Annotated in this window: 17 protein-coding genes; 13 read left to right on the top strand and 4 right to left on the bottom strand. The window is 65.7% G+C overall.

Going from position 1 to position 19984, the window contains the following annotated elements:
* The first annotated feature begins 40 nt into the window (after positions 1–40).
* From hrcA to FBY36_RS18995, 3 genes are all read left to right on the top strand, one after another.
* The gene (gene hrcA, locus FBY36_RS19005; protein WP_142121943.1) at positions 41–1054 is read left to right on the top strand and encodes a heat-inducible transcriptional repressor HrcA; all 1014 of its coding nucleotides are present in this window, start codon (positions 41–43) and stop codon (positions 1052–1054) included.
* Between the two features lie 88 nt (positions 1055–1142).
* Positions 1143–2270: a molecular chaperone DnaJ gene (gene dnaJ / locus FBY36_RS19000; protein ID WP_142121941.1), complete on the top strand. Its 1128-nt coding sequence runs from the start codon at positions 1143–1145 to the stop codon at positions 2268–2270.
* A gap of 2 nt (positions 2271–2272) precedes the next feature.
* Positions 2273–3052 carry a 16S rRNA (uracil(1498)-N(3))-methyltransferase gene (locus FBY36_RS18995; protein WP_142121939.1) on the top strand — a complete coding sequence of 260 codons (780 nt, stop codon included), beginning with the start codon at positions 2273–2275 and terminating at the stop codon, positions 3050–3052.
* Here the strand turns inward: FBY36_RS18995 and FBY36_RS18990 are convergent.
* Positions 3039–3956 carry a GerMN domain-containing protein gene (locus FBY36_RS18990; RefSeq protein WP_142121938.1) on the bottom strand — a complete coding sequence of 306 codons (918 nt, stop codon included), beginning with the start codon at positions 3954–3956 and terminating at the stop codon, positions 3039–3041. The two genes, FBY36_RS18995 and FBY36_RS18990, sit on opposite strands and share 14 nt — an antisense overlap.
* A gap of 418 nt (positions 3957–4374) precedes the next feature.
* Between FBY36_RS18990 and FBY36_RS18985 the strand changes: the two genes are divergently transcribed.
* The 5 genes from FBY36_RS18985 (at position 4375) to FBY36_RS18965 (ending at position 9891) form a co-directional block, all read left to right on the top strand.
* Complete coding sequence (locus FBY36_RS18985) at positions 4375–5463, top strand: PhoH family protein (RefSeq protein ID WP_142121936.1); 1089 nt, start codon at positions 4375–4377, stop codon at positions 5461–5463.
* A complete protein-coding gene (gene ybeY / locus FBY36_RS18980; RefSeq protein ID WP_142121934.1) occupies positions 5460–5933 on the top strand; it encodes an rRNA maturation RNase YbeY in 474 nt (157 codons plus the stop codon). Before FBY36_RS18985 ends, ybeY begins: the two co-directional genes overlap by 4 nt.
* Entirely contained in the window at positions 5930–7261 is a 1332-nt protein-coding gene (locus FBY36_RS18975; RefSeq protein ID WP_142121932.1) for a hemolysin family protein, read from the top strand. The genes ybeY and FBY36_RS18975 overlap by 4 nt, the downstream gene beginning before the upstream one ends.
* Positions 7245–8204, top strand: coding sequence for a GTPase Era (gene era, locus FBY36_RS18970; RefSeq protein ID WP_142121930.1), 960 nt, complete (start codon positions 7245–7247; stop codon positions 8202–8204). The genes FBY36_RS18975 and era overlap by 17 nt, the downstream gene beginning before the upstream one ends.
* Positions 8205–8301: 97 nt before the next feature.
* Positions 8302–9891 carry an LCP family protein gene (locus tag FBY36_RS18965; protein ID WP_142121928.1) on the top strand — a complete coding sequence of 530 codons (1590 nt, stop codon included), beginning with the start codon at positions 8302–8304 and terminating at the stop codon, positions 9889–9891.
* Between the two features lie 86 nt (positions 9892–9977).
* Here the strand turns inward: FBY36_RS18965 and FBY36_RS18960 are convergent, their stop codons facing one another.
* Positions 9978–11930 (bottom strand): M13 family metallopeptidase, encoded by a 1953-nt coding sequence (locus FBY36_RS18960; protein ID WP_142121926.1) that lies wholly within the window; start codon positions 11928–11930, stop codon positions 9978–9980.
* A 253-nt stretch (positions 11931–12183) separates the two neighbouring features.
* On the opposite strand from FBY36_RS18960, the gene leuA reads away from it, so the two are divergent.
* The 3 genes from leuA to FBY36_RS18945 all read left to right on the top strand — a co-directional run bounded on the left by leuA (position 12184) and on the right by FBY36_RS18945 (position 15624).
* Positions 12184–13923, top strand: a complete 1740-nt coding sequence (gene leuA, locus FBY36_RS18955; protein ID WP_142121925.1) for a 2-isopropylmalate synthase — start codon at positions 12184–12186, stop codon at positions 13921–13923.
* Between the two features lie 85 nt (positions 13924–14008).
* On the top strand, positions 14009–14761 hold the full coding sequence (gene recO / locus FBY36_RS18950) for a DNA repair protein RecO (RefSeq protein ID WP_142121923.1): 753 nt from the start codon (positions 14009–14011) through the stop codon (positions 14759–14761).
* Between the two features lie 2 nt (positions 14762–14763).
* Positions 14764–15624, top strand: coding sequence for an isoprenyl transferase (locus FBY36_RS18945; protein WP_142121921.1), 861 nt, complete (start codon positions 14764–14766; stop codon positions 15622–15624).
* A 12-nt stretch (positions 15625–15636) separates the two neighbouring features.
* Here the strand turns inward: FBY36_RS18945 and FBY36_RS18940 are convergent, their stop codons facing one another.
* Positions 15637–16596, bottom strand: coding sequence for an alpha/beta hydrolase (locus FBY36_RS18940; protein ID WP_142121919.1), 960 nt, complete (start codon positions 16594–16596; stop codon positions 15637–15639).
* A 93-nt stretch (positions 16597–16689) separates the two neighbouring features.
* Between FBY36_RS18940 and FBY36_RS18935 the strand changes: the two genes are divergently transcribed.
* The gene (locus tag FBY36_RS18935; RefSeq protein ID WP_142121917.1) at positions 16690–17760 is read left to right on the top strand and encodes a quinone-dependent dihydroorotate dehydrogenase; all 1071 of its coding nucleotides are present in this window, start codon (positions 16690–16692) and stop codon (positions 17758–17760) included.
* A gap of 68 nt (positions 17761–17828) precedes the next feature.
* Here the strand turns inward: FBY36_RS18935 and FBY36_RS18930 are convergent, their stop codons facing one another.
* Positions 17829–18431 carry a DUF3043 domain-containing protein gene (locus tag FBY36_RS18930; RefSeq protein WP_142121915.1) on the bottom strand — a complete coding sequence of 201 codons (603 nt, stop codon included), beginning with the start codon at positions 18429–18431 and terminating at the stop codon, positions 17829–17831.
* 92 nt (positions 18432–18523) lie between these two features.
* Between FBY36_RS18930 and FBY36_RS18925 the strand changes: the two genes are divergently transcribed.
* Entirely contained in the window at positions 18524–19978 is a 1455-nt protein-coding gene (locus FBY36_RS18925) for a dipeptidase (RefSeq protein ID WP_142121913.1), read from the top strand.
* Positions 19979–19984: the final 6 nt, after the last annotated feature.

Raw genomic sequence — 19984 nt, 5'->3', positions numbered from 1 at the left:
GGAGGGGCATGCGCCCCGAACCATGGGATGGAGGTGGAGAGTGAGCGAGCCACGCAAGCTGGAAGTACTGCGGGCCATCGTGGAGGACTACGTCCACTCCCGCGAGCCGGTTGGGTCAAAGGCCCTGGTGGAGCGGCATCATCTTGGTGTTTCCAGCGCCACCATCCGCAACGACATGGCTGCCCTGGAGGATGAGGGGCTGATCACCGCCCCGCATACCAGCGCCGGCCGGATTCCCACCGACAAGGGCTACCGGCTTTTCGTCGACCAGATCTCCGCTGTCAAGCCGCTCTCCGCCGCTGAACGCCGCGCCATCCAGTCCCTGCTCGAAGGCGCGGACGATCTCGACGACGTGCTGGAGCGTACGGTCCGGCTGCTGTCCCAGCTGACCAACCAGGTTGCCGTGGTGCAGTATCCGCACCTGAGCAGGGCACTTGTCCGCCATATCGAATTCGTCCTGCTCGCCCCCCGCAAGGTCCTTGTGGTCCTGATTGCCAACAGCGGCAAGGTGGAGCAGCGGGTGATCGACGTCGGGCAGGACCTCGGCGACGACGCGCTGGCTGAACTGCGTACCCGGTTCCTTGGTGCGCTGGGGGGAACACCGCTGAGCCAACTGGCCCAGGCGCTGCCCGCCGTCGTGGCCGCAGCCCCGCACCAGCAGCGGCAGGCGGCACACGCACTGGCGCTCGGGCTGGAGGGCCTGGCACAAAACAGCCGGGAAGAGCGGATGGTCATGGCAGGCACCGCCAACCTTGCCAGATCCAACGTGGACTTCCCCCTCAGTATCGGCCCTGTGCTCGAGGCGCTTGAGGAGCAGGTGGTGATGCTGCGGTTGTTGAGCGAAATGGCCCAGGACCACCGCGGCGTCGCTGTCAGCATCGGAAGGGAGAACCCGTACGACGGCCTTGCCGAAGCCTCCGTCGTTGCCACCGGTTACGGTCCGGACAGTGCCGCGAAAGTAGGGATCCTGGGGCCCACCCGGATGGACTATCCCACCACCATGGCCGCCGTCAGGGCAGTGGCGCGCTACCTTTCCAGGATTTTGGGGCCCTGACTCTTAGCCGCCGGAGCCTGCTCCGGCCGGGAAGCAAGAGCCGGGCCGCCGAATTGAATTGCAGTACAACAAGGAAGAGATACGTATTTTGAGCAGCCACTATGACGTCCTTGGAGTCTCACCCGAAGCTACGGGCGAAGAAATCAAAAAGGCCTACCGCAAGCTGGCCCGCACCCTTCACCCTGACGTAAACCCCGGCGCAGACGCGTCAGAGCGGTTCAAGGCCGTAACCCACGCCTACGAGGTGCTTTCGGATCCCCAGAAGCGCCGGATCTATGACACCACGGGCAACGAGAACGGCACCGACAACGGCTTCGGCGGAGCAGGCTATGCGGGCCAGGGGTTCGCGTTCCAGGACATCTTCGACACCTTCTTCGGCGCCGGCGGCACGTCCGGTCCGGCCTCGCGTGTCCGGCGCGGCCAGGACGCCCTCATCAGCGTTCGGATCGACCTCCGGGACGCCGTGTTCGGCGTCAACAAGAAACTCGAAGTGGACACCGCCGTGGTCTGCCCCACCTGCGACGGGTCCTGCTGCCGCCCCGGCACCCATCCTGAACGCTGCGACATCTGCGGCGGCAGCGGCCAGGTCCAGCGGGCCGTCCGCTCCATCCTCGGCCAGGTCATGACGGCCGCCCCCTGCGGCACCTGTGAAGGTTTCGGCACGGTCATCAAGGACCCCTGCAACGAGTGCAGCGGCCAGGGCCGTATCCGCAGCCGCCGCTCACTGACCATCAAGGTTCCCGCCGGCGTGGCCACTGGAACCCGGATCCAGCTCTCCGGACAGGGCGAAGCCGGCCCCGCGGGCGGTCCGGCCGGTGACCTCTACGTGGAGATCCGCGTCAACAACGATGCCACCTACGTGCGGGAAGGCGACGACCTGCACGCCACTCTGCACATCCCCATGACGGCGGCTGCCCTGGGCACGGACGTCAGCCTGGAAACCTTTGACGGCACCCAGGAGATCGACGTCAAGCCAGGAACCCAGTCGGGGGAAATCATCACCCTGCGCGGCCTCGGTGTCACACACCTCAGGGGATACGGCCGCGGCGACCTGAAGGTCCACCTCCAGGTGGACACTCCGGGCAGGCTCGACCCCGCACAGGAGGACCTGCTGCGCCAGCTGGCCAAGGTCCGTGGCGAACAGATCACCGAGGGCAAGCTTGCCGCCAGCGGCGGCATGTTCGCCAAGCTCCGGGACCGGCTCGGTAACCTGTAGCGGTGAGCAACCCCGTCTTCTTCACAGCCGCCGGTTCGCTGGACGGCATGGCTGCCGGTCAACTCTTCGTCCTCGAGGGGACGGAGGCGCGCCATGCCGTCACCGTCAAACGGCTGTCCCCGGGCGAAGCGGTGGACATTGTCGACGGGGCCGGCACCCGGATGACCGGGAAAGTCGTCTCTGCCGCCCCCTCCGGTCTCGAGGTGGAGTGCGGGACCCTTACCGTGGAAGACAGGCCGGACATCCGGCTGGTGCTGGTACAGGCCCTGGCCAAGGGCGACCGCGACGAACTTGCCATCGAGACGGCCACCGAACTGGGCATCGACGCGGTCGTACCCTGGCAGTCCGAACGTTCCATCGTCCGCTGGAAGGGTGACCGTGCCGCCCGGGCGCACGCCAAATGGGAGTCCACCGTATCCGCGGCCGCCAAACAGGCCAGACGTGCCCGGATTCCCGAGGTGCGGCCTGCCGTCGACACTGCAGGGCTTTCAGCTGCCGTGGAAGCGGCGGACCTTGCCGTCATCCTGCACGAAGACGCCGTACGGCCGCTGCGCACGGTCCTTGAGGGATGGCAGTCGACTGCTGGCGCGGGACCCCGTGAAATTCTGCTGGTCGTCGGCCCGGAGGGCGGCATCAGCCCGCGCGAAGTAACCAAACTCTGCGATAAAGGCGCCGTGACCGCCCTCTTGGGGCACCATGTCCTGCGGTCCTCCACCGCCGGGCCCGCCGCCGTCGTGCTTGCCAGTGACGTCCTTGGCCGCTGGACGGCTACCGGACCCTAAAGGACCTGGTGTCCTCGTTCCGGTCCGGTTCCCCGCCGGAACCGGCCTGGGCCACCCGCAGCACGTAGTCGCCGGGCGGAAGGTTCAGGGCCAGCGTGAAGACCCCGGCCTGCCCCTGTTCCGCCCCCGCCGTGGTTTCTCCGGTGAGGAAAGGTGCCTTGCTGCCTCCATCCGGTGACTGCAGGATCTGCCAGCGGAGCTTGGCCCCCGGGGACGTGCTGCGGCCAGTGATCTTGACGCTGCCCCCCGCAACCTCGGCGCTCTCCTGCGGGTCAATGATCCAGACCGGGGCCACCAGGCCGGCGGCGCGGGTCATCAGCGCGCCCAGCTGGACGCTGCCAAACGCCACGTAGTCGGTGTGGCCGTCCACAAGTATCCGGACCCGGATCTGCTGGCCCGTGTCGATCAGGCCGGAACTGGCGGCCGCGGCGGTTGCCGTGTAGATCAGTTGCTGGATGGCGCGGGCAGCCATGTCCGCGTCGAGATTGCTGTTGAAAGCGTCGGCTGAAACATCCACCGTGATGACGTCCTTGCCGGAAATCGAGGTGGCCAGTTTGTCCGGGTTCTGCCAGGGCGTGAAGAAGTCAGGGTCCAGCGGCTTCTCCGACATCATGGCCCGGAGGGCGCGGGTGACAGGGTTCTCCTGCTCCGGGACATCGCGGAATTCGCGGTAAAGGAAGATGTTCCCGCCGCTGCGGCCGATCCAGTAGACCGGGGCCTTGTTGGAGGACTGCGTGGTTTCCAGCGGGGCGCTGGTGGAAAGCGTATTTGGCATGGTGCCGCCCGTGGCCGGAACCGAGGCGATGGTGCCGGTGGGGGTGGGACCGCCCTCGGCCGTGCATGCCGCCAGGACCGGAACCAGAACCAGGACTCCTGCCAGGACGGCGGGGCGCAGGCGGCCCATGGGTCGTCCAGCCCTTTCGGGCGCAGAGGTTTCCGGCACTGTCCTGCCCTTGTCCTTTCCTGGGTGGCGGGCCGATCCCCCTGGCGGCCTGGTGTTCCAGCAGATGCTGGATTTCCAGCATTACACAATGGCGCTGCCGCTCCGGCGCTCTTTGCCTTCTCCACCGCAACTGCAACGGGAACGATATGAGGCCGATATGAAGTTGATACCTAAGGCCGCCCCAGAGCCCCCGTGAGGCTCCTTGCCCATGTTCCATGTTCGAGGTTCCACTGCGGCCGGATATCCGGCCTGGTCCGGTGCTGGCGTAAGATGGAGGGATCGCTGGGGCAAGGAGCACCGGGCAACGGGCGCCGGCATCAGCCAAAGCAAACAAGTGATGTCGATCTTCGAGGGGACCACAGGCCTGCGGGCCAGCACCATGACTGAATCAGCAAATGGTAAGCGCCGGCTCAACACGGGCGACGGCGGTCCGGGGGAATTCCCGCACTCCCTGCCCGGCACCCGGACGGAAGTGGTCCTCTTTGAGAACTCCGACCAGATGGTTCAATCACTTGGCAGCCATGATGAGGCCCTGAGGTTTATCGAAGAGCAGTTCCCGGACGTCAACTTCCATGCCCGCGGCAACGAACTGTCCATCAGCGGCCCTTCAGGCGATGTGCCCCGCATCATGCGGCTCCTCCAGGAAGTCCGCGGCCTGGTGGCCCGCGGCACAGTCATCACGCCTGCGGTGCTGCAGCAGCTGGTGTCCCTCCTGCGCACCCAGTCGCTGCAGAATCCTGTGGACGTGCTCACCCATGACATTCTCTCCAGCCGCGGCAGGACCATCCGGCCCAAGACGCTGAACCAGAAGAACTACGTTGACGCCATTGACGCCAACACGGTGATCTTCGGCATCGGCCCCGCCGGCACCGGCAAGACCTACCTGGCCATGGCCAAAGCGGTCCAGGCGCTGCAGCAAAAAGAGGTCAGCCGGATCATCCTTACCCGACCCGCCGTGGAAGCGGGGGAGCGGCTTGGCTTCCTCCCCGGCACGCTGAGCGACAAGATCGATCCCTACCTCCGGCCGCTGTACGACGCCCTGCACGACATGATGGACCCCGAGTCCATCCCGCGCCTGATGGCAGCCGGCACCATCGAAGTGGCGCCCCTGGCCTACATGCGCGGCCGGACCCTTAACGACGCCTTCATCATCCTCGACGAGGCGCAGAACACCACGCCGGAACAAATGAAGATGTTCCTCACCCGGCTCGGCTTCGGATCCAGGATGGTGGTTACCGGTGACGTCACCCAGGTGGACCTGCCGTTTGGGACGCGTTCCGGGTTGCGGATCGTCGAGGAGATCCTGCAGGGCATTGAGGGCGTGAGCTTCTCTGTCCTGGACGCCGCCGACGTCGTTCGGCACCGTCTTGTCGGGGACATTGTCAACGCTTACAGCATCTGGGATGAAACCCAGCGGAACCGGGTCAAGCATTCAGCCGGCCGGGAAAAACGGGGGGAACACGCGTGAGTATCGAGGTGAACAACGAGTCCGGCGTCCAGGTGGAAGAGTCCGGGCTCGTGGCCCTGTCGCGGTACATTTTTGAGCAGCTCTACATCCATCCGCAGGCCGAACTGTCCATCCTCCTGGTGGACGAGCCGGCCATGGAGAAGCTGCACATTGAACTGATGGATGAACCGGGCGCCACGGACGTGCTCTCGGTACCCATGGACGAACTGACTCCTGGGACGCCCGACCGGCCCACGCCCCAGGGCATGCTCGGCGATATCGCCATTTGCCCGCAGGTGGCGAAGGTCCAGGCCCGGAACGCCGGCCACTCCCTGCAGGACGAGATGCTGCTGCTGACCACGCACGGCATCCTGCACCTGCTCGGATACGACCATGCCGAACCGGAGGAAAAGGCCGAGATGTTCGGGCTCCAGCGGGAACTACTGTCCGGCTTCACCGGCAAAGAAGCACCTGCCGAGACCACCCAGTGACGCAACTGCTCCTGGTGGCGGTGGCATTGGTCTTCCTTGCCGTCGCGGCCCTGCTGACGGCGGCCGAAGCCGCCTTCAGTTTTCTTCCCCGTCACGACGCCGAAGAAGCGCTGCACAAGAGCCGCGGGACCGCCATGCGGCGGATCCTGGCCGAGCCGGTAGCCCACACCAGGGCGCTGCGGTTCTGGCGTGTGTGGTTCGAAATGGCTTCCGCGGTGGCTGTGGCCGTCCTGATCGCCAGCCTGCTGGACAACGTCTGGCTCGCCGGCCTCGTGGCCACGGGCATCATGGCCCTCCTGGGCTTCGTGATCGTGGGTGTTTCACCCCGCCAGCTCGGCAGGCTGCACTCCACTGCCGTGGTCCGCTTCACCGCCCCGATGGTCCGGTTCCTCACCAGCGTGCTGGGGCCGGTTCCGGGCTGGCTTGTGGCCTTGGGAAGTTCGGCGGCCCCCGGGGCTCCCGGCGGTGATGACGCGTTCTTCAGTGAGCAGGAGTTCCGCGAACTCGTGGACCGGGCCAGCGAATCCGACATGATCGAGGACACCGAAGCGGAGATGATCCAGTCCGTCTTCGACTTCGGCGACACCCTGGTGCGGGCCGTCATGGTTCCCAGGACGGACATTGTCAGCATCGACGCCGGCTCCAGCCTGCACCAGGCGATGTCCCTGTTCCTGCGGTCCGGATACTCGCGGATCCCGGTCATCAACGAAAACACGGACCACATCATTGGGATCATCTACCTCAAGGATGTCGCCGCGGTCATCCACCAGCTGGGCACGGACCAGGAACCACCGCTGGTGGAGTCGCTGGCCCGCGAGGTGCGCTACGTGCCGGAGTCCAAACCCGTCAGCGACCTCCTGCGTGAACTGCAGAAGGAGTCCACCCACGTGGCCATCGTGATCGACGAATACGGCGGCACCGCCGGACTGGTAACCCTCGAGGACCTGATCGAGGAAATTGTCGGCGAGATCGTGGACGAGTACGACACCGAGAGCGCGGAAGCTGTTGCGCTGGGGGACGGGTCCTACCGGGTCAGTGCCCGGATGGGCATCGATGATCTCGGTGAACTCTTCAACCTGGAAATCGACGACGACGAGGTGGACACCGTAGGCGGCCTCCTGGCCAAGGCTCTTGGCCGCGTCCCCATTGTTGGCAGCAGCGTGGAGGTGCAGGGCGTATCGCTGCGCGCGGACCGGCTTGAAGGCCGGCGGAACCGGGTCAGCCATATCATTGCGGCGCCGGTACCAAGAGTAGAGACTGACCTTGAAGGCCTCCTGGAAGAGGCCGAAGCAACCCAGCAGGGAGTTCCACGTGAGCAAGAAAAGTAAGGCTGCGGCTCCGGACGACTTCGGCGGATTCCGCGCCGGGTTCTCAGTCCTTGTCGGCAGGCCCAACGCGGGCAAGTCCACCCTGACCAACGCGCTGGTGGGCAGGAAGGTGGCCATCACCTCCGCCAAACCGCAGACCACACGGCACACCATCCGCGGCATCGTCCACCGGGAGGACGCCCAGCTGATCCTGGTGGACACGCCGGGCCTGCACCGTCCCCGCACCCTGCTCGGCAAGCGCCTGAATGACCTCGTCGCGGATACCCTGGCGGAGGTGGATGCCATCGGGTTTTGCCTGCCGGCCAATGAGAAGATCGGCCCCGGCGACAAGTTCATCGCCGCGCAGCTTGCCGCCGTCGGCCGCAAACCGGTGATCGCCATTGTCACCAAGGCTGACCTCGTGGACAAGCAGGCGTTGACGGAACAGCTCCTCGCCGTGGCGGCACTGGGGCGTGAGGTGCTGGGAGAGGACGGCTGGAAGGACATTGTTCCGGTGTCCGCCACGGATGGCTTCCAGGTGGAAACTGTTGCCGACGTGCTGATCAGCCACATGCCGCCGTCGCCTCCCCTGTACCCCGACGGCGAATTGACGGATGAGCCCGAGGCAGTCATGGTGGCGGAACTGATCCGCGAAGCAGCCCTTGAGGGCGTCCGGGACGAGCTTCCGCACTCCCTGGCCGTGGTGGTGGAGGAAATCGTCCCCCGGGAGGACCGGCCGGACGACAGCCCCCTGCTGGATGTCCGCGTCAACCTCTACGTCGAGCGGCCGTCGCAGAAGGCCATCATCATCGGCAAGGGCGGCAGCCGGTTGCGTGAAGTGGGGACCAACGCCCGGAAAGGCATCGAAGCACTCCTGGGCACGCGAATCTACTTGGACCTCCACGTCAAGGTGGCCAAGGACTGGCAACGCGACCCGAAACAGCTGGTCAAACTGGGCTTCTGACCCACGAAAAGAACGTTCACAGGAGCGCGGCAGGCAAGATTTCCAGACTGGACCACTAAAATGGACCGGATTTCGTATTTAGAGGAAGGTTCACCACGTGGGTCGAGGCCGCGACAGACGCGACAACGAGGCTGACCTGTCAGCCGGACCGGGACCGCTGTCCCGCCACGCGGACAGCCATGATGTGGGTGCCGCGCGGCACCTTGGCCCGCTGCGCGGAATGCCGCTCTGGCTGAAAGCCGTGACAGGCGTGGTGGCGCTGGTCCTCGTGGCCGGGATCGTCTTTGCCGGGTTCTGGTTCTTCCGGCTCCAGAGCAACATCTCCAGGGCGCCGCTGAATGCCGGCGGCGAGAGCACGGAGTCTCCGGGGAACGATGCCACGGGCAGACTGCAGATCCTGATTCTTGGCTCGGACACTCGGGACGGGAAGAACTCCGGATACGGCTCCGCCGATGATTCCACCGGCTACGGCAAGTCCGATGTGATGATGCTGATGGACATCTCCGAGGACAACAAGCGCGTCAACGTCATCAGCTTTCCCCGTGACCTGCTGGTGGACCTTCCCGATTGCAAGGACAAGAAGACCGGCAAGGACTACCCCGCACGCACCGGCGTGATGATCAATGAGGCCATGAGTGAGGCCGGCATCGGGTGTGCCGTGGACACCGTCAACAAGCTCACCGGCATGCAGGTGGACCACTTCATGATGGCCGACTTCAACGCCGTGAAGGAGCTCTCCAATGCGGTGGGTGGAGTGGAAGTCTGCATCAGCGACGCCGTCTACGACCCTGATTCCCGGCTGCGCCTGCCCGCCGGAACATCATCCGTCCAGGGTGAGATGGCGCTTGCCTTCCTCCGCACCCGCCATGCTTTTGCCGACGGCGGCGACCTCGGCCGCATCAAGGCGCAGCAGGGTTTCCTCTCATCGCTGACCCGCAAGATCAAGGACGATGGAACACTGTCCGACCCCGCAAAGATGCTGAAGATCGCGGACGTCGTCACCCAGAACCTGACAGTGGATGACGGGCTGGCCTCAGTCCCCACGCTGCTGACGATCGGCAACCGCCTCAAGGACATCGATATCGGCAAGGTGGCGTTCGTGGCCGTACCCACCACGCCGGCGCCCATCGATCCCAACCGGTTGGTCATCGCCGAGCCTGCGGGCGCACAGCTGTTCTCGGCAATGCGGAAGAACGTGGACCTGACCGACCCCACGGCCCCCACCACGCCGTCACCCACGGAGACGGCAACACCCTCTCCCGCCCCCACCGAAACAGCCCCGCCGGTGCCGCCCTACAACAAGGCCATCCAGCCTGTAACCGTTGCCAACGGAAGCGGCGTGAACGGCCGGTCCCAGGAAATCGTGCAGGCGTTGGTGGCAGGCGGCTTCACCCAGACAGGCCAGTTCCTTGCGCAGCCCGTGGCCAAGACAGCGGTGTATTACGGCAATGGCTTCGAGGACGTGGCAGCCGATGTCGCCGCCTTGCTGGGAATTCCTGCCACCCTCATGATTCCGGCTCCGGCTGTGTCGGGCGTGCAGGTATATGTTGGCAGCGACTTCCCTTCCGGCACCGCCTACGAAGCAGGCGGCAGTCCTGCAGCCGCCTTGCCCCAGGACATTGTCAACCAGACCGCGGGGGACAAGGTCTGCCAGCAGGCCAACCCCGAACTGATCGTTCGGAAGTAGCGCGTCCAGCGCTGCACCAGGCGCAACCGCAGGCAACGCAAACGGGGCCCCGCCAGCAATGGCGGGGCCCCATTTCTGTTGTGGTGTTACCAGATGCTGACCCGCTCGGCCGGCGGCATCCACATGCCGTCCTCGGCGGTAACCTCGAACGCTTCGTGGAACGGGTCCAGGTTCCGGGCGATGGCATTGGTGCGGAACTCGTTGGGGGAGTGGGGATCGGTGGCAAGGCGCCGGATGGCCTCTTCCTGGCGGATGACCTGCCGCCAGCCTGCCGCCCAGGAAGCAAAGAAGCGCTGCTCACCGGTCAGCCCGTCCAGGACCTCCGGTTCCTTGCCGTCCAGGCTGATCCGGTAGGCCTTGTAGGCGATGGTCAGGCCTGCCAGGTCGCCGATGTTCTCGCCAAGCGTCAGTCGGCCATTGACATGGTGACCGGGGGCGGCGGTGGGGGAGAGCGCATCGAACTGGGCCACGAGCTGCGCCGTCAGCGCCTCAAAGGCCTGGCGGTCCTGGTCCGTCCACCAGTTGCGGAGGGTCCCGCCGCCGTCGAACTGTGAGCCCTGGTCATCAAAGCCGTGGCCGATCTCGTGGCCAATCACGGCACCGATGCCGCCGTAGTTGACGGCGTCGTCGGCGTCGGCGGTAAAGAACGGGGGCTGCAAAATGGCGGCAGGGAAGACAATTTCGTTCATCATCGGGTGGTAGTACGCGTTGACCGTCTGTGGAGTCATCAGCCACTTGTTCCGGTCCACCGGCTTGCCCACCTCGTCCAGGTGCCGGTCGACGTCGGCATTGTGTGCACGTTCCACGTTCCCCAGGAGATCCTCGGGATCGATCTCCACGGCTGAATAATCGATCCACTCGTCCGGGTAGCCGATCTTGGCCCGGAAGGCCTCCAGCTTCCGGAGGGCTTCGGCTTTGGTGTCCCCGCCCATCCAGCCCACGTCGTTGATGCTGCGGCGGTAGGCCTCAATGAGGTTGTCCACCAGGGTCTGCATCCGTGCCTTGTGGGATTCGGGGAAATGGCGTGCCACGTAGATCTGGCCGACGGCTTCACCCAGTGCGGATTCGACGACGGCCACACCGCGCTTCCACCGGTCCTTGTTGCGGGGCGTGCCGCTGATGGTGGTGCCGTAGAAGGCAAAATTGGCGTCCACGAACGCAGATGACAGGTAGGGCGCCGCGGCGCTGATGACACGCATGGCCAGCCACTCCTGCCAGGTTGCCACCGGAACTTCGTCCAGGAGCCGGGCTGCGCCCGTGAAGAAGTCAGGGGTGCTCACCACGATTTCCGTACGCTTGTCCCCGTCGATTCCCGCAGCCTCGAACCACGTGGGCAGGAGGGGGAACAGGGTGGCGGCTTCATCCGCCGTCTTAAGGTTGTAGGTCTTCTGTGGATCCCTGAGGGTGACGTTGTCCCAGTGGTGGGACGCGAGCTTCGTCTCCAGTCCAACAACCCGCCCGGCTGCACCATGGGGATCGGCTACCCCTGCCAATTCGAACATCTTCTCCACGTGTGCTGTGTAGGCGGACACGATGGAGGCAAACTTCTCTTCCCGGTAGTAGGACTCGTCGGGAAGGCCCAGGCCGCCCTGCCCGGTGTACAACAGGACCCGGTCTGGGTTTCCCGCATCGGGGGCGGGGTAGATGTAGAAGAGGCCGCCTACGTCCGCCCGGAACAGCCGGCCCACCAGTGCGATGAGCTCCGAAACCGAGCCGGTGGCGAACACGTCGCCGAGCCGCCCGCGGATTGGCTCCATGCCCTTGCCTTCGACGGTCGCTTCGTCCATGAAGCTGTTGTAGAGGCCGCCGATCTTCCGTTCGATCCCGCTGGCGTCGGCCTCCTTGGCCGCCGCTTCCTCGATAATGTCCCGGACAGCGATCTCAGACCCGTCGCGAAGCGCGGTAAAGGTTCCCTCCAGTGGCCGGTCGTCGGGAATCTCCGTGGCTTTCAACCAGGCGCCGTTGACGTGCTGGTAGAGGTCATCCTGCGGCCGGACTGTGTGATCAATGGTGGACAAATCGATCCCCGATATGGGCACTGCAACTCCTTTTGCTGGGACGCCTGCGTCCGGCTGTACACCGGAGGCGTCTGCATGCTGGACTTCACGGACGGTAGTGCCCTTTCATCTTACGCACCCGTGTTACCCTCAAAGAGTGCGTGCAGAACTCCTTCTCCTTAGCTGCCGCGGCGAGGCCACAGACGCTATCTAGCGCACGGCCCACCCTCGCTGCGGAGTTTGTGTTGCCCGGCCACCCTTTCACTGAAGATCCATAGAAAAGGCCACGAACATCATGCGAAACGCACAAAAGCCCTCAGGAATGCCTGCCCACCGTTATACGCCGTTCCAAGACCAGATCAAGGTCGAGCTGCCGGACCGCACCTGGCCTGACAAGGTCATCACCAAGGCCCCGCGCTGGTGCGCCGTTGACCTGCGCGACGGCAACCAGGCCCTCATCGACCCCATGAGCCCGGCCCGCAAGATGAAGATGTTCGACCTGCTGGTCCGCATGGGTTACAAGGAGATCGAGGTCGGTTTCCCGTCCGCTTCGCAGACGGACTTCGACTTCGTCCGCCAGCTCATCGAAGGCAACCACATCCCGGACGACGTCACCATCCAGGTCCTGACTCAGGCCCGGGAACACCTGATCGAACGGACCTACGAGTCCCTGGTGGGTGCCAAGCAGGCCATCGTGCACCTCTACAACTCCACGTCCGTGCTGCAGCGGCGCGTGGTCTTCAACCAGGACGAGGACGGCATCCTGGACATCGCCCTCCAGGGTGCCCGGCTGTGCAGGAAGTACGAGGAAACCCTCGCCGACACGCACGTGACCTACGAGTACTCCCCGGAGTCCTTCACAGGCACCGAGCTCGAGTACGCGGTCCGGGTCTGCAATGCGGTCGCCGATGTATTTGAGGCTTCCGCCGACCGCCAGGTCATCATCAACCTGCCCGCAACCGTGGAAATGGCCACCCCCAACGTCTACGCCGATTCCATCGAGTGGATGAGCCGGCACCTGCACCCGCGCGAGGGCATCATCCTGTCCCTGCACCCCCACAATGACCGGGGAACGGGCGTCGCAGCCGCCGAGCTGGGCTACATGGCCGGCGCGGACCGTATTGAGGGCTGCCTCTTCGGCAACGGTGAACGCACCGGCAACGTGGACCTGGTGACCCTGGGTCTGAACCTGTTCGTCCAGGGCATCGACCCCATGATCGACTTCTCCAACATCGACGACGTCCGCCGCACTGTTGAATACTGCAACCAGCTGCCGGTCCCGGAACGTTCGCCGTACGGTGGCGACCTGGTGTTCACCGCCTTCTCGGGCTCCCACCAGGATGCCATCAAGAAGGGCTTCGAGGCGCTGGAGCGCGACGCCGCCGCAGCCGGCAAGCCTGTGGACGACTTCACCTGGCAGGTTCCGTACCTCCCCGTCGACCCCAAGGACCTGGGCCGCAGCTACGAGGCCGTGATCCGGGTCAACTCCCAGTCCGGCAAGGGCGGCGTGGCCTACCTGCTGAAGAACGAGCACAGCCTTGACCTGCCGCGCCGCGCCCAGATCGAATTCTCGGGCGTCATCCAGCGCCGCACCGACACCGTAGGCGGGGAAGTCAGCGGCGCGCAGCTCTGGCAGATCTTCCAGGACGAATACCTGCCCTCGGGCAAGTCTGACGGGCAGTGGGGGCGCTACTCCCTGGGCGGGGTCAAGACTGAAACGGATGACGACGGCGGCATGACGCTGCACGCGTCGCTCACCATCGACGGCGCCCAGGTCAGCCGGACAGGCACCGGCAACGGTCCCATCGCGGCGCTGCTGAATATCCTGCATGAGGACGGCGTGGACGTCCGCGTCCTGGACTACAGCGAGCACGCGCTGTCCGAAGGCGGCAACGCCATGGCTGCGGCCTACGTTGAATGCGCAGTGGGGGAGCGGGTGCTGTGGGGTGTGGGCATCGACGCCAACACCAGCATGTCGTCCCTCAAGGCCGTGATTTCAGCAGTCAACCGCGCCATTCGGGACGCCCAGGCCTGATACCTGCCGGTGGTGCCGCCGGTTGCAGCCGGCGGCAACACCGCCGCCTGGCAGCGCAGTGCCGGGCAGGATGGGAAGATAGAGCGTGGTCCAACAGTCTTTTGCCTCCCGGGCGTACCGGGACGACGCCGTGGTGCTCCGTACCCACAAGCTGGGCGAGGCGGACCGCATCATCACCCTCCTGACCAAACACCACGGGCAGGTCCGCGCCGTGGCCAAGGGGGTGCGCCGCACCAGTAGCCGTTTCGGTGCCAGACTCGAACCTTTCATGGTGGCCGACCTCCAGTTGGTGTCCGGCCGGACGCTGGACATCGTCACGCAGGCCGTCGCAAAAGGGGCATACGGCGGCAGCATCGCCGCGGACTACGGCAGGTACACGGTGGCCGCCGCGATGACCGAAACGGCGGAGAAACTCACGGACGTCGATGGCGAGGCCGGCACTGCACAGTACAACCTGCTGGTGGGGGCCCTCGCCGCACTGAGCCGTGACGAACATTCTGCGGGCCTCATCCTGGATTCCTATCTTCTGCGCGCCCTTGCCACGGGCGGGTGGGCGCCCAGTTTCACTGACTGCTCCCGCTGCGGCATGCCGGGCCCGCATACGGCCTTCTCCGCGCCCCTTGGCGGCATGGTCTGTGCACAGTGCCGCCCGCCCGGGTCGCCCGCCCCTGCCGCGGAGACCGTTACGCTGCTGGCAGCACTGCTGACCGGGGACTGGTTGACGGCGGACGCTTCCTTGCCCCAGCACCGCAAGGAAGCAGCGGGACTGGTGGCCGCGTACCTGCAATGGCATCTGGAACGAGTACTGAAATCCCTCAAACATGTGGAGCGTAGCTGACTGTGGCCCTGGGAAAAAAGAACAATGCACCGCGACGGCGCACGCATCCCGTGCTGGTGCCGTACCCCCATCCCTCCGGCGCGGTGGCGCCATCCATTCCGGCTGAATTCATTCCGCGGCACGTGGCCATCGTCATGGACGGCAACGGCCGGTGGGCCAACCAGCGGGGCCTGCCGAGGATCGAGGGGCACAAGGCGGGGGAGCCTGCCCTGCTCGATGTCATGGCCGGCGCCATCGAACTGGGCATCGAGTACGTCAGCGTCTACGCGTTCTCCACCGAGAACTGGCGCAGGTCGCCTGAGGAAGTCCGCTTCCTGATGGGATTTAACAAGGATGTGCTGCGAAGGCAGCGGAACCAGCTGGATGACTGGGGAGTCCGGGTGCGCTGGGCTGGGCGCCGGCCACGGCTGTGGGGTTCGGTCATTAGGGAACTGGAGGAGGCCGAAGAGTTCACGGCAGCCAACACCACCTGTAATTTGACCATGTGTGTTAATTACGGCGGCCGGGCCGAGATCACGGACGCGGTCTCCGCGATTGCGGCCGATGTGGCCGCCGGCAAGTTGAAGCCCGGCGCCATTACCGAGCGGACCATACAGAAGTACCTTGACGAGCCCGACCTGCCTGATGTTGACCTCTTCCTCCGCAGCTCAGGGGAGCAGCGGCTGTCCAACTTCCTGCTCTGGCAGTCGGCCTACGCGGAGTTCGTTTTCATGGACACGCTGTGGCCGGATGTGGACAGGCGGACCCTTTGGGCCGCCGTCGAGGAATATGCCAGGCGGGACCGCCGGTACGGTGGCGCGGTGGATGCCGCCGCTGCTCCGGCCCCTTCGGCAACTGCCCAGGCGGCTCAGCCTCATCCGTAGGCTGCCTCGGCCTCATCCGTAAGCGCGCAACCAGCGCCCCAGGCGCCGGTATGCATCGGCCCGGATGGGTTGGGGCGAGAGGAAGACGTCGTGCAGGGCCCCGTCGATCCGTTCGACGGTGACGGTGCGGCCCAGGGTCAGTGCCCGGGCACTGATGGTATTGACGTCCAGGACCGCGTCGGTGCGCCGCATTTCCTCTGACCAGAGGAGCCCGTTCGCGCTGCCCTTGGAGAGCAGGACCAGAACCGGCGCCTCAATCTCCAGGCCACGGGCCACCTTGGCCTGCCCAGCCAGGACCGCCTTCAGCCATCCGGCGCGTACCGGAAAGGCCAGGCGGGGGCGGTAGCGCTCATCAAGCGGCCACTCGCCGTCGGCCGCACTGCTGATGGTCCGCCAATAATGGCCGCGCTCCGGCAGCCGGAGGACTGCCTGGGGGCGGAATCGGGCCACCGGGCGCACCATGCTGGATGCGGCCCGCCGCACCAGCGAACTGCCGTGCATTTCCAGCCACGGACTGTTGAGGACCAGCAGCGAAACCGCCTCCGGATGGCGGGTGGTCCACAGTGCCGCCACCAGCCCGCCGGTGGAATGGCCCATCAGGGCCAGGGGCCCCGGGGCGCCGGCCTCCCGGATAATGCGGAACGCTTCTTCGATTTCAGCATCATAGGCGGCCAGGTCGGCCACATAGCCGCCCGGCGATTCCGGCCGCAGGCTCCGTCCATGGTTGTGCATGTCCAGCGCGTAGAAGTCGTAGCCTGCCGAAGCCCAGAACAGCGCCAGGTCAACGTTGAAGAAGTAATCGCTCCAGCCGTGCAGGAAGAGAACGGCCCGCCGGCCGCCGCCGGCAGCGTCCCTGCCCGGGGATGGCCGGAGCCGCACCAGGGTTGCCGTCCGGTCAACCCCGTCAGGTCCCGCGGCCGCGAAGGAGTGCGACTCGAAGTCGCCGCCCAGGATGTCCTGTTGCCACTGCATGTGCTCATGCTAAACCGGCACGGGAGCACACGCCGTTCCGGTGCGGCCTTCTTCGTTTTGGTAAGGCGCGCCATGAGACGGGAAACTGGAGGCATGCGCGTTTATCCCACTTTCTTCAGGCTGGCCTTTTCATGGATGGACGCCGAGCGCGCCCACAAGATCGGATTCAAAGGGATCAGGCTCGCGCATGCTTCCGGCGCGGGGAAGGTCCTGCGGAAACTGACGGCGCCGGCGCCGTCGCTCCAGACCACCGCCTTCGGCGTCACCTTTCCGTCGCCGTTCGGGCTTGCCGCCGGATTCGACAAGGAAGGGCACGGCATCGAGGCCCTCACCGAGCTTGGCTTCGGGCACATTGAAGTGGGCACCATCACCGGCCAGGCCCAGCCCGGCAACGAAAAGCCGCGGCTGTTCCGCCTGGTCCAGGACCGTGCCGTCATCAACCGGATGGGATTCAACAACGACGGCGCATCGGCCGTTGCGCCCCGGCTCAAGGCAGCGCGGGCCGCGCTTCAGCGCCGGTACCCGGCCGTCAGGCCTGTCATCGGGGTCAACATCGGCAAGACCAAAGTAGTGGAGCTGGCCGACGCCGTGGATGACTACCTGGTGAGCGCCCGCAGCCTGGCGCCCGCCGCCGATTATCTGGTGGTCAACGTCAGTTCCCCCAACACTCCGGGGCTGCGGCTGCTGCAGGACGTGGAAACGCTCCGCCCGCTCCTGACCGCGGTGGGGCAGGAAGCCGACCGGGCCGCCGGACGGCATGTGCCGCTGCTGGTCAAAATTGCCCCGGACCTCAGCGATGAGGATATCGACGACGTCGCGCGCCTTGCCCTGGACCTGAAACTTGACGGCATCATCGCCACCAACACCACCATTGCCCGTACGGGACTGTCCTCGCCGGCGGAAGAGGTGGCGAAATGCGGGGCCGGCGGGCTCTCCGGCGCTCCTCTGAAGGAGCGTTCCCTTGAGGTGCTGGAGAGGCTGAGGAGCGCCACCGACGGCGCCCTGGCCCTGGTCTCGGTTGGTGGCGTGGAGTCGGCACAGGACGTCCAGGCGAGGCTCGACGCCGGTGCGACCCTGGTACAGGGGTATACCGCGTTCCTCTATGAAGGACCGTTCTGGGCGGCGCGGATCAACAAGCAGTTGGCAAAGAACCGCCGCCCCTGAAAACCTGTTAAGTACGCAAGCCCCGGCGGATACCGCCGGGGCTTGCCTGCTTGAAGTCGTTGCCAGGTTCAGCCAGGGTACTGTCCGCGCTGGACCTGGGGCTTCGGCAGCCGCAGTTTCCGGAACTGCAGGGAGCGCATGGAGCCGTACCAAACGGTGCCCCGCTCCACCTCACCGAACTTCTCCGCCAGACGCTTGCGGAGCTTGCGGGAAAGGATGAAGACGTCGACGAAGACTGCGAGGAACATGACCCAGAAAGCTCCCAGGACGTAGATCATCATGTCGCTGGAGGCCGGAACCACCAAGGAGACCAGCACGAAGACCAGGGCACCGAACATCAGGTACTCGCCAAGGTTGAAACGGGCATCCACAAAGTCGCGGGCAAACCGCTTCTGCGGGCCCTTGTCGCGCAGCGGCAGGAATTTCTCGTCGCCGGTATCCAGGGCACGCCGCATCTTCAGCCGCTGTTCCTGGACGGCCTGGCGCTCGGCCGCCTTGGACGCCTTGCGGTCCTCAGGCACCAGCGGGCGCTTGCGGGCAGCTTCCTGGGCCTTCCGGGTGGGGGTAGGCGCACCCTTGCCCATCGCACTGTTCTGCCGCGCTGCCGCTTCCGCTGCCTGCTGGTCTACTGTTTCCTGCGCCGTGGGCGCTTCTTTTCTACGTCCGAACACCTGAACAGAATACCTTGCAGCAGCCGGAGCGATGCCTGCTTCCGCGTCTGCCCTGACGGGCAGCGGAATGTGACGGGGGTAATGTTTTGGCCATGACTTCATCACCCGCGGGCACCCCGCACAGCACCGCCGGCACAACAGGACCGGCCCCTGAGGTTACCGGCAGGACGGAAGATCTCCGTTCGGCAGTAGACCGCTCCTTCGACCAGACACTGGCACGGCTCAAAGAACTCGTCGCCATTCCGGGCATCGCATGGCCCAGCTTCGACCGCACGCCCCTGGAGCGCAGCGCCCAGGCGGTCGCGGAGCTCCTCCGGAACGCCGGGATCGAAGAAGTGCAGGTGCTGTCCGTCAACAAGGCTGACGGTACGCCCGGCGGCCCAGCCGTCGTCGCCCGCCGTCCTGCCGCTGAAGGACAACCCACCGTCCTCCTGTATGCGCACCATGACGTCCAGCCGGTGGGCGACGAGGCGCTGTGGGAAACAGAGCCCTTTACCGCCGTCGAGAAAGACGGACGCCTCTACGGGCGCGGCGCCGCTGACGACAAAGCCGGCATCATGGCCCACGTTGCCGCCTACACGGCTCTTTCGGAGGTCCTTGCCGACTCACTGGGACTGGGAATCACCTTCTTCATCGAAGGGGAGGAAGAAGCGGGGTCGCCCACGTTCCGGACATTCCTGGAGGCCAACCGCGAGCTCCTGCGGGCGGACGTTATTGTGGTGGCCGATTCCAGCAACTGGAAAGTCGGCGTGCCTGCCCTGACCACAAGCCTGCGCGGGCTGGTGGACGGAACGATTGAGGTGCAGGTCCTTGACCATGCGGTGCATTCCGGGATGTACGGGGGCCCGGTCCTGGATGCACCCACCCTCTTGTCCCGCCTGATTGCCACCCTCCACGATGCCGACGGCAACGTGGCGATCGAGGGCCTGGTGGCCAGTGACACGGTAACGGTCGACATGCCGGAGGCGGATTACCGTGCGGATGCATCCGTGCTCGACGGCGTCCGGCTGGCAGGAACGGGAAGCATCGCATCGCGGCTGTGGACCAAGCCGGCCTTGTCGATCATCGGCTTCGACGCACCCGCCGTGGACGTCGCCTCCAACACCCTCATCCCGCGCGCGCGGGCAAAGTTCAGTCTGCGGCTGGCCCCGGGGCAGGTCCCCGCCGAGGCCATGGAGGCGGTCCGCCGGCACGTGGAGGCCAACGCCCCATTCGGCGCAAAGGTCCTCTTCACGCCAGGGGAGGCGGGGAACCCCTTCCGGACCGACACCTCCTCCACGGCGGCAACGGTTGCCATGTGGGCCCTGGGCGAGGCGTGGGGAGTTCCTGCCGTTGAAACGGGGATCGGGGGTTCCATTCCCTTCATTGCCGACCTGACGGACGTGTACCCAGGTGCGCAGATCCTGGTGACCGGCGTGGAGGACCCCGATTCGCGGGCGCACAGCGCCAACGAATCCCTGCACATCGGTGACTTCCGCAACGCCATCCTGGCCGAGGCCCTCATGCTCACGCGGCTGAACAGTGAAGGCCTTACGGCCGGCGGGTAGGGGTCC

This window comes from Arthrobacter sp. SLBN-122, assembly GCF_006715165.1.
Classification (GTDB): domain Bacteria; phylum Actinomycetota; class Actinomycetes; order Actinomycetales; family Micrococcaceae; genus Arthrobacter.
The sequence above is the reverse complement of the archived record's forward strand: the minus strand, read 5'-3'. Positions and strand labels throughout refer to the sequence as shown.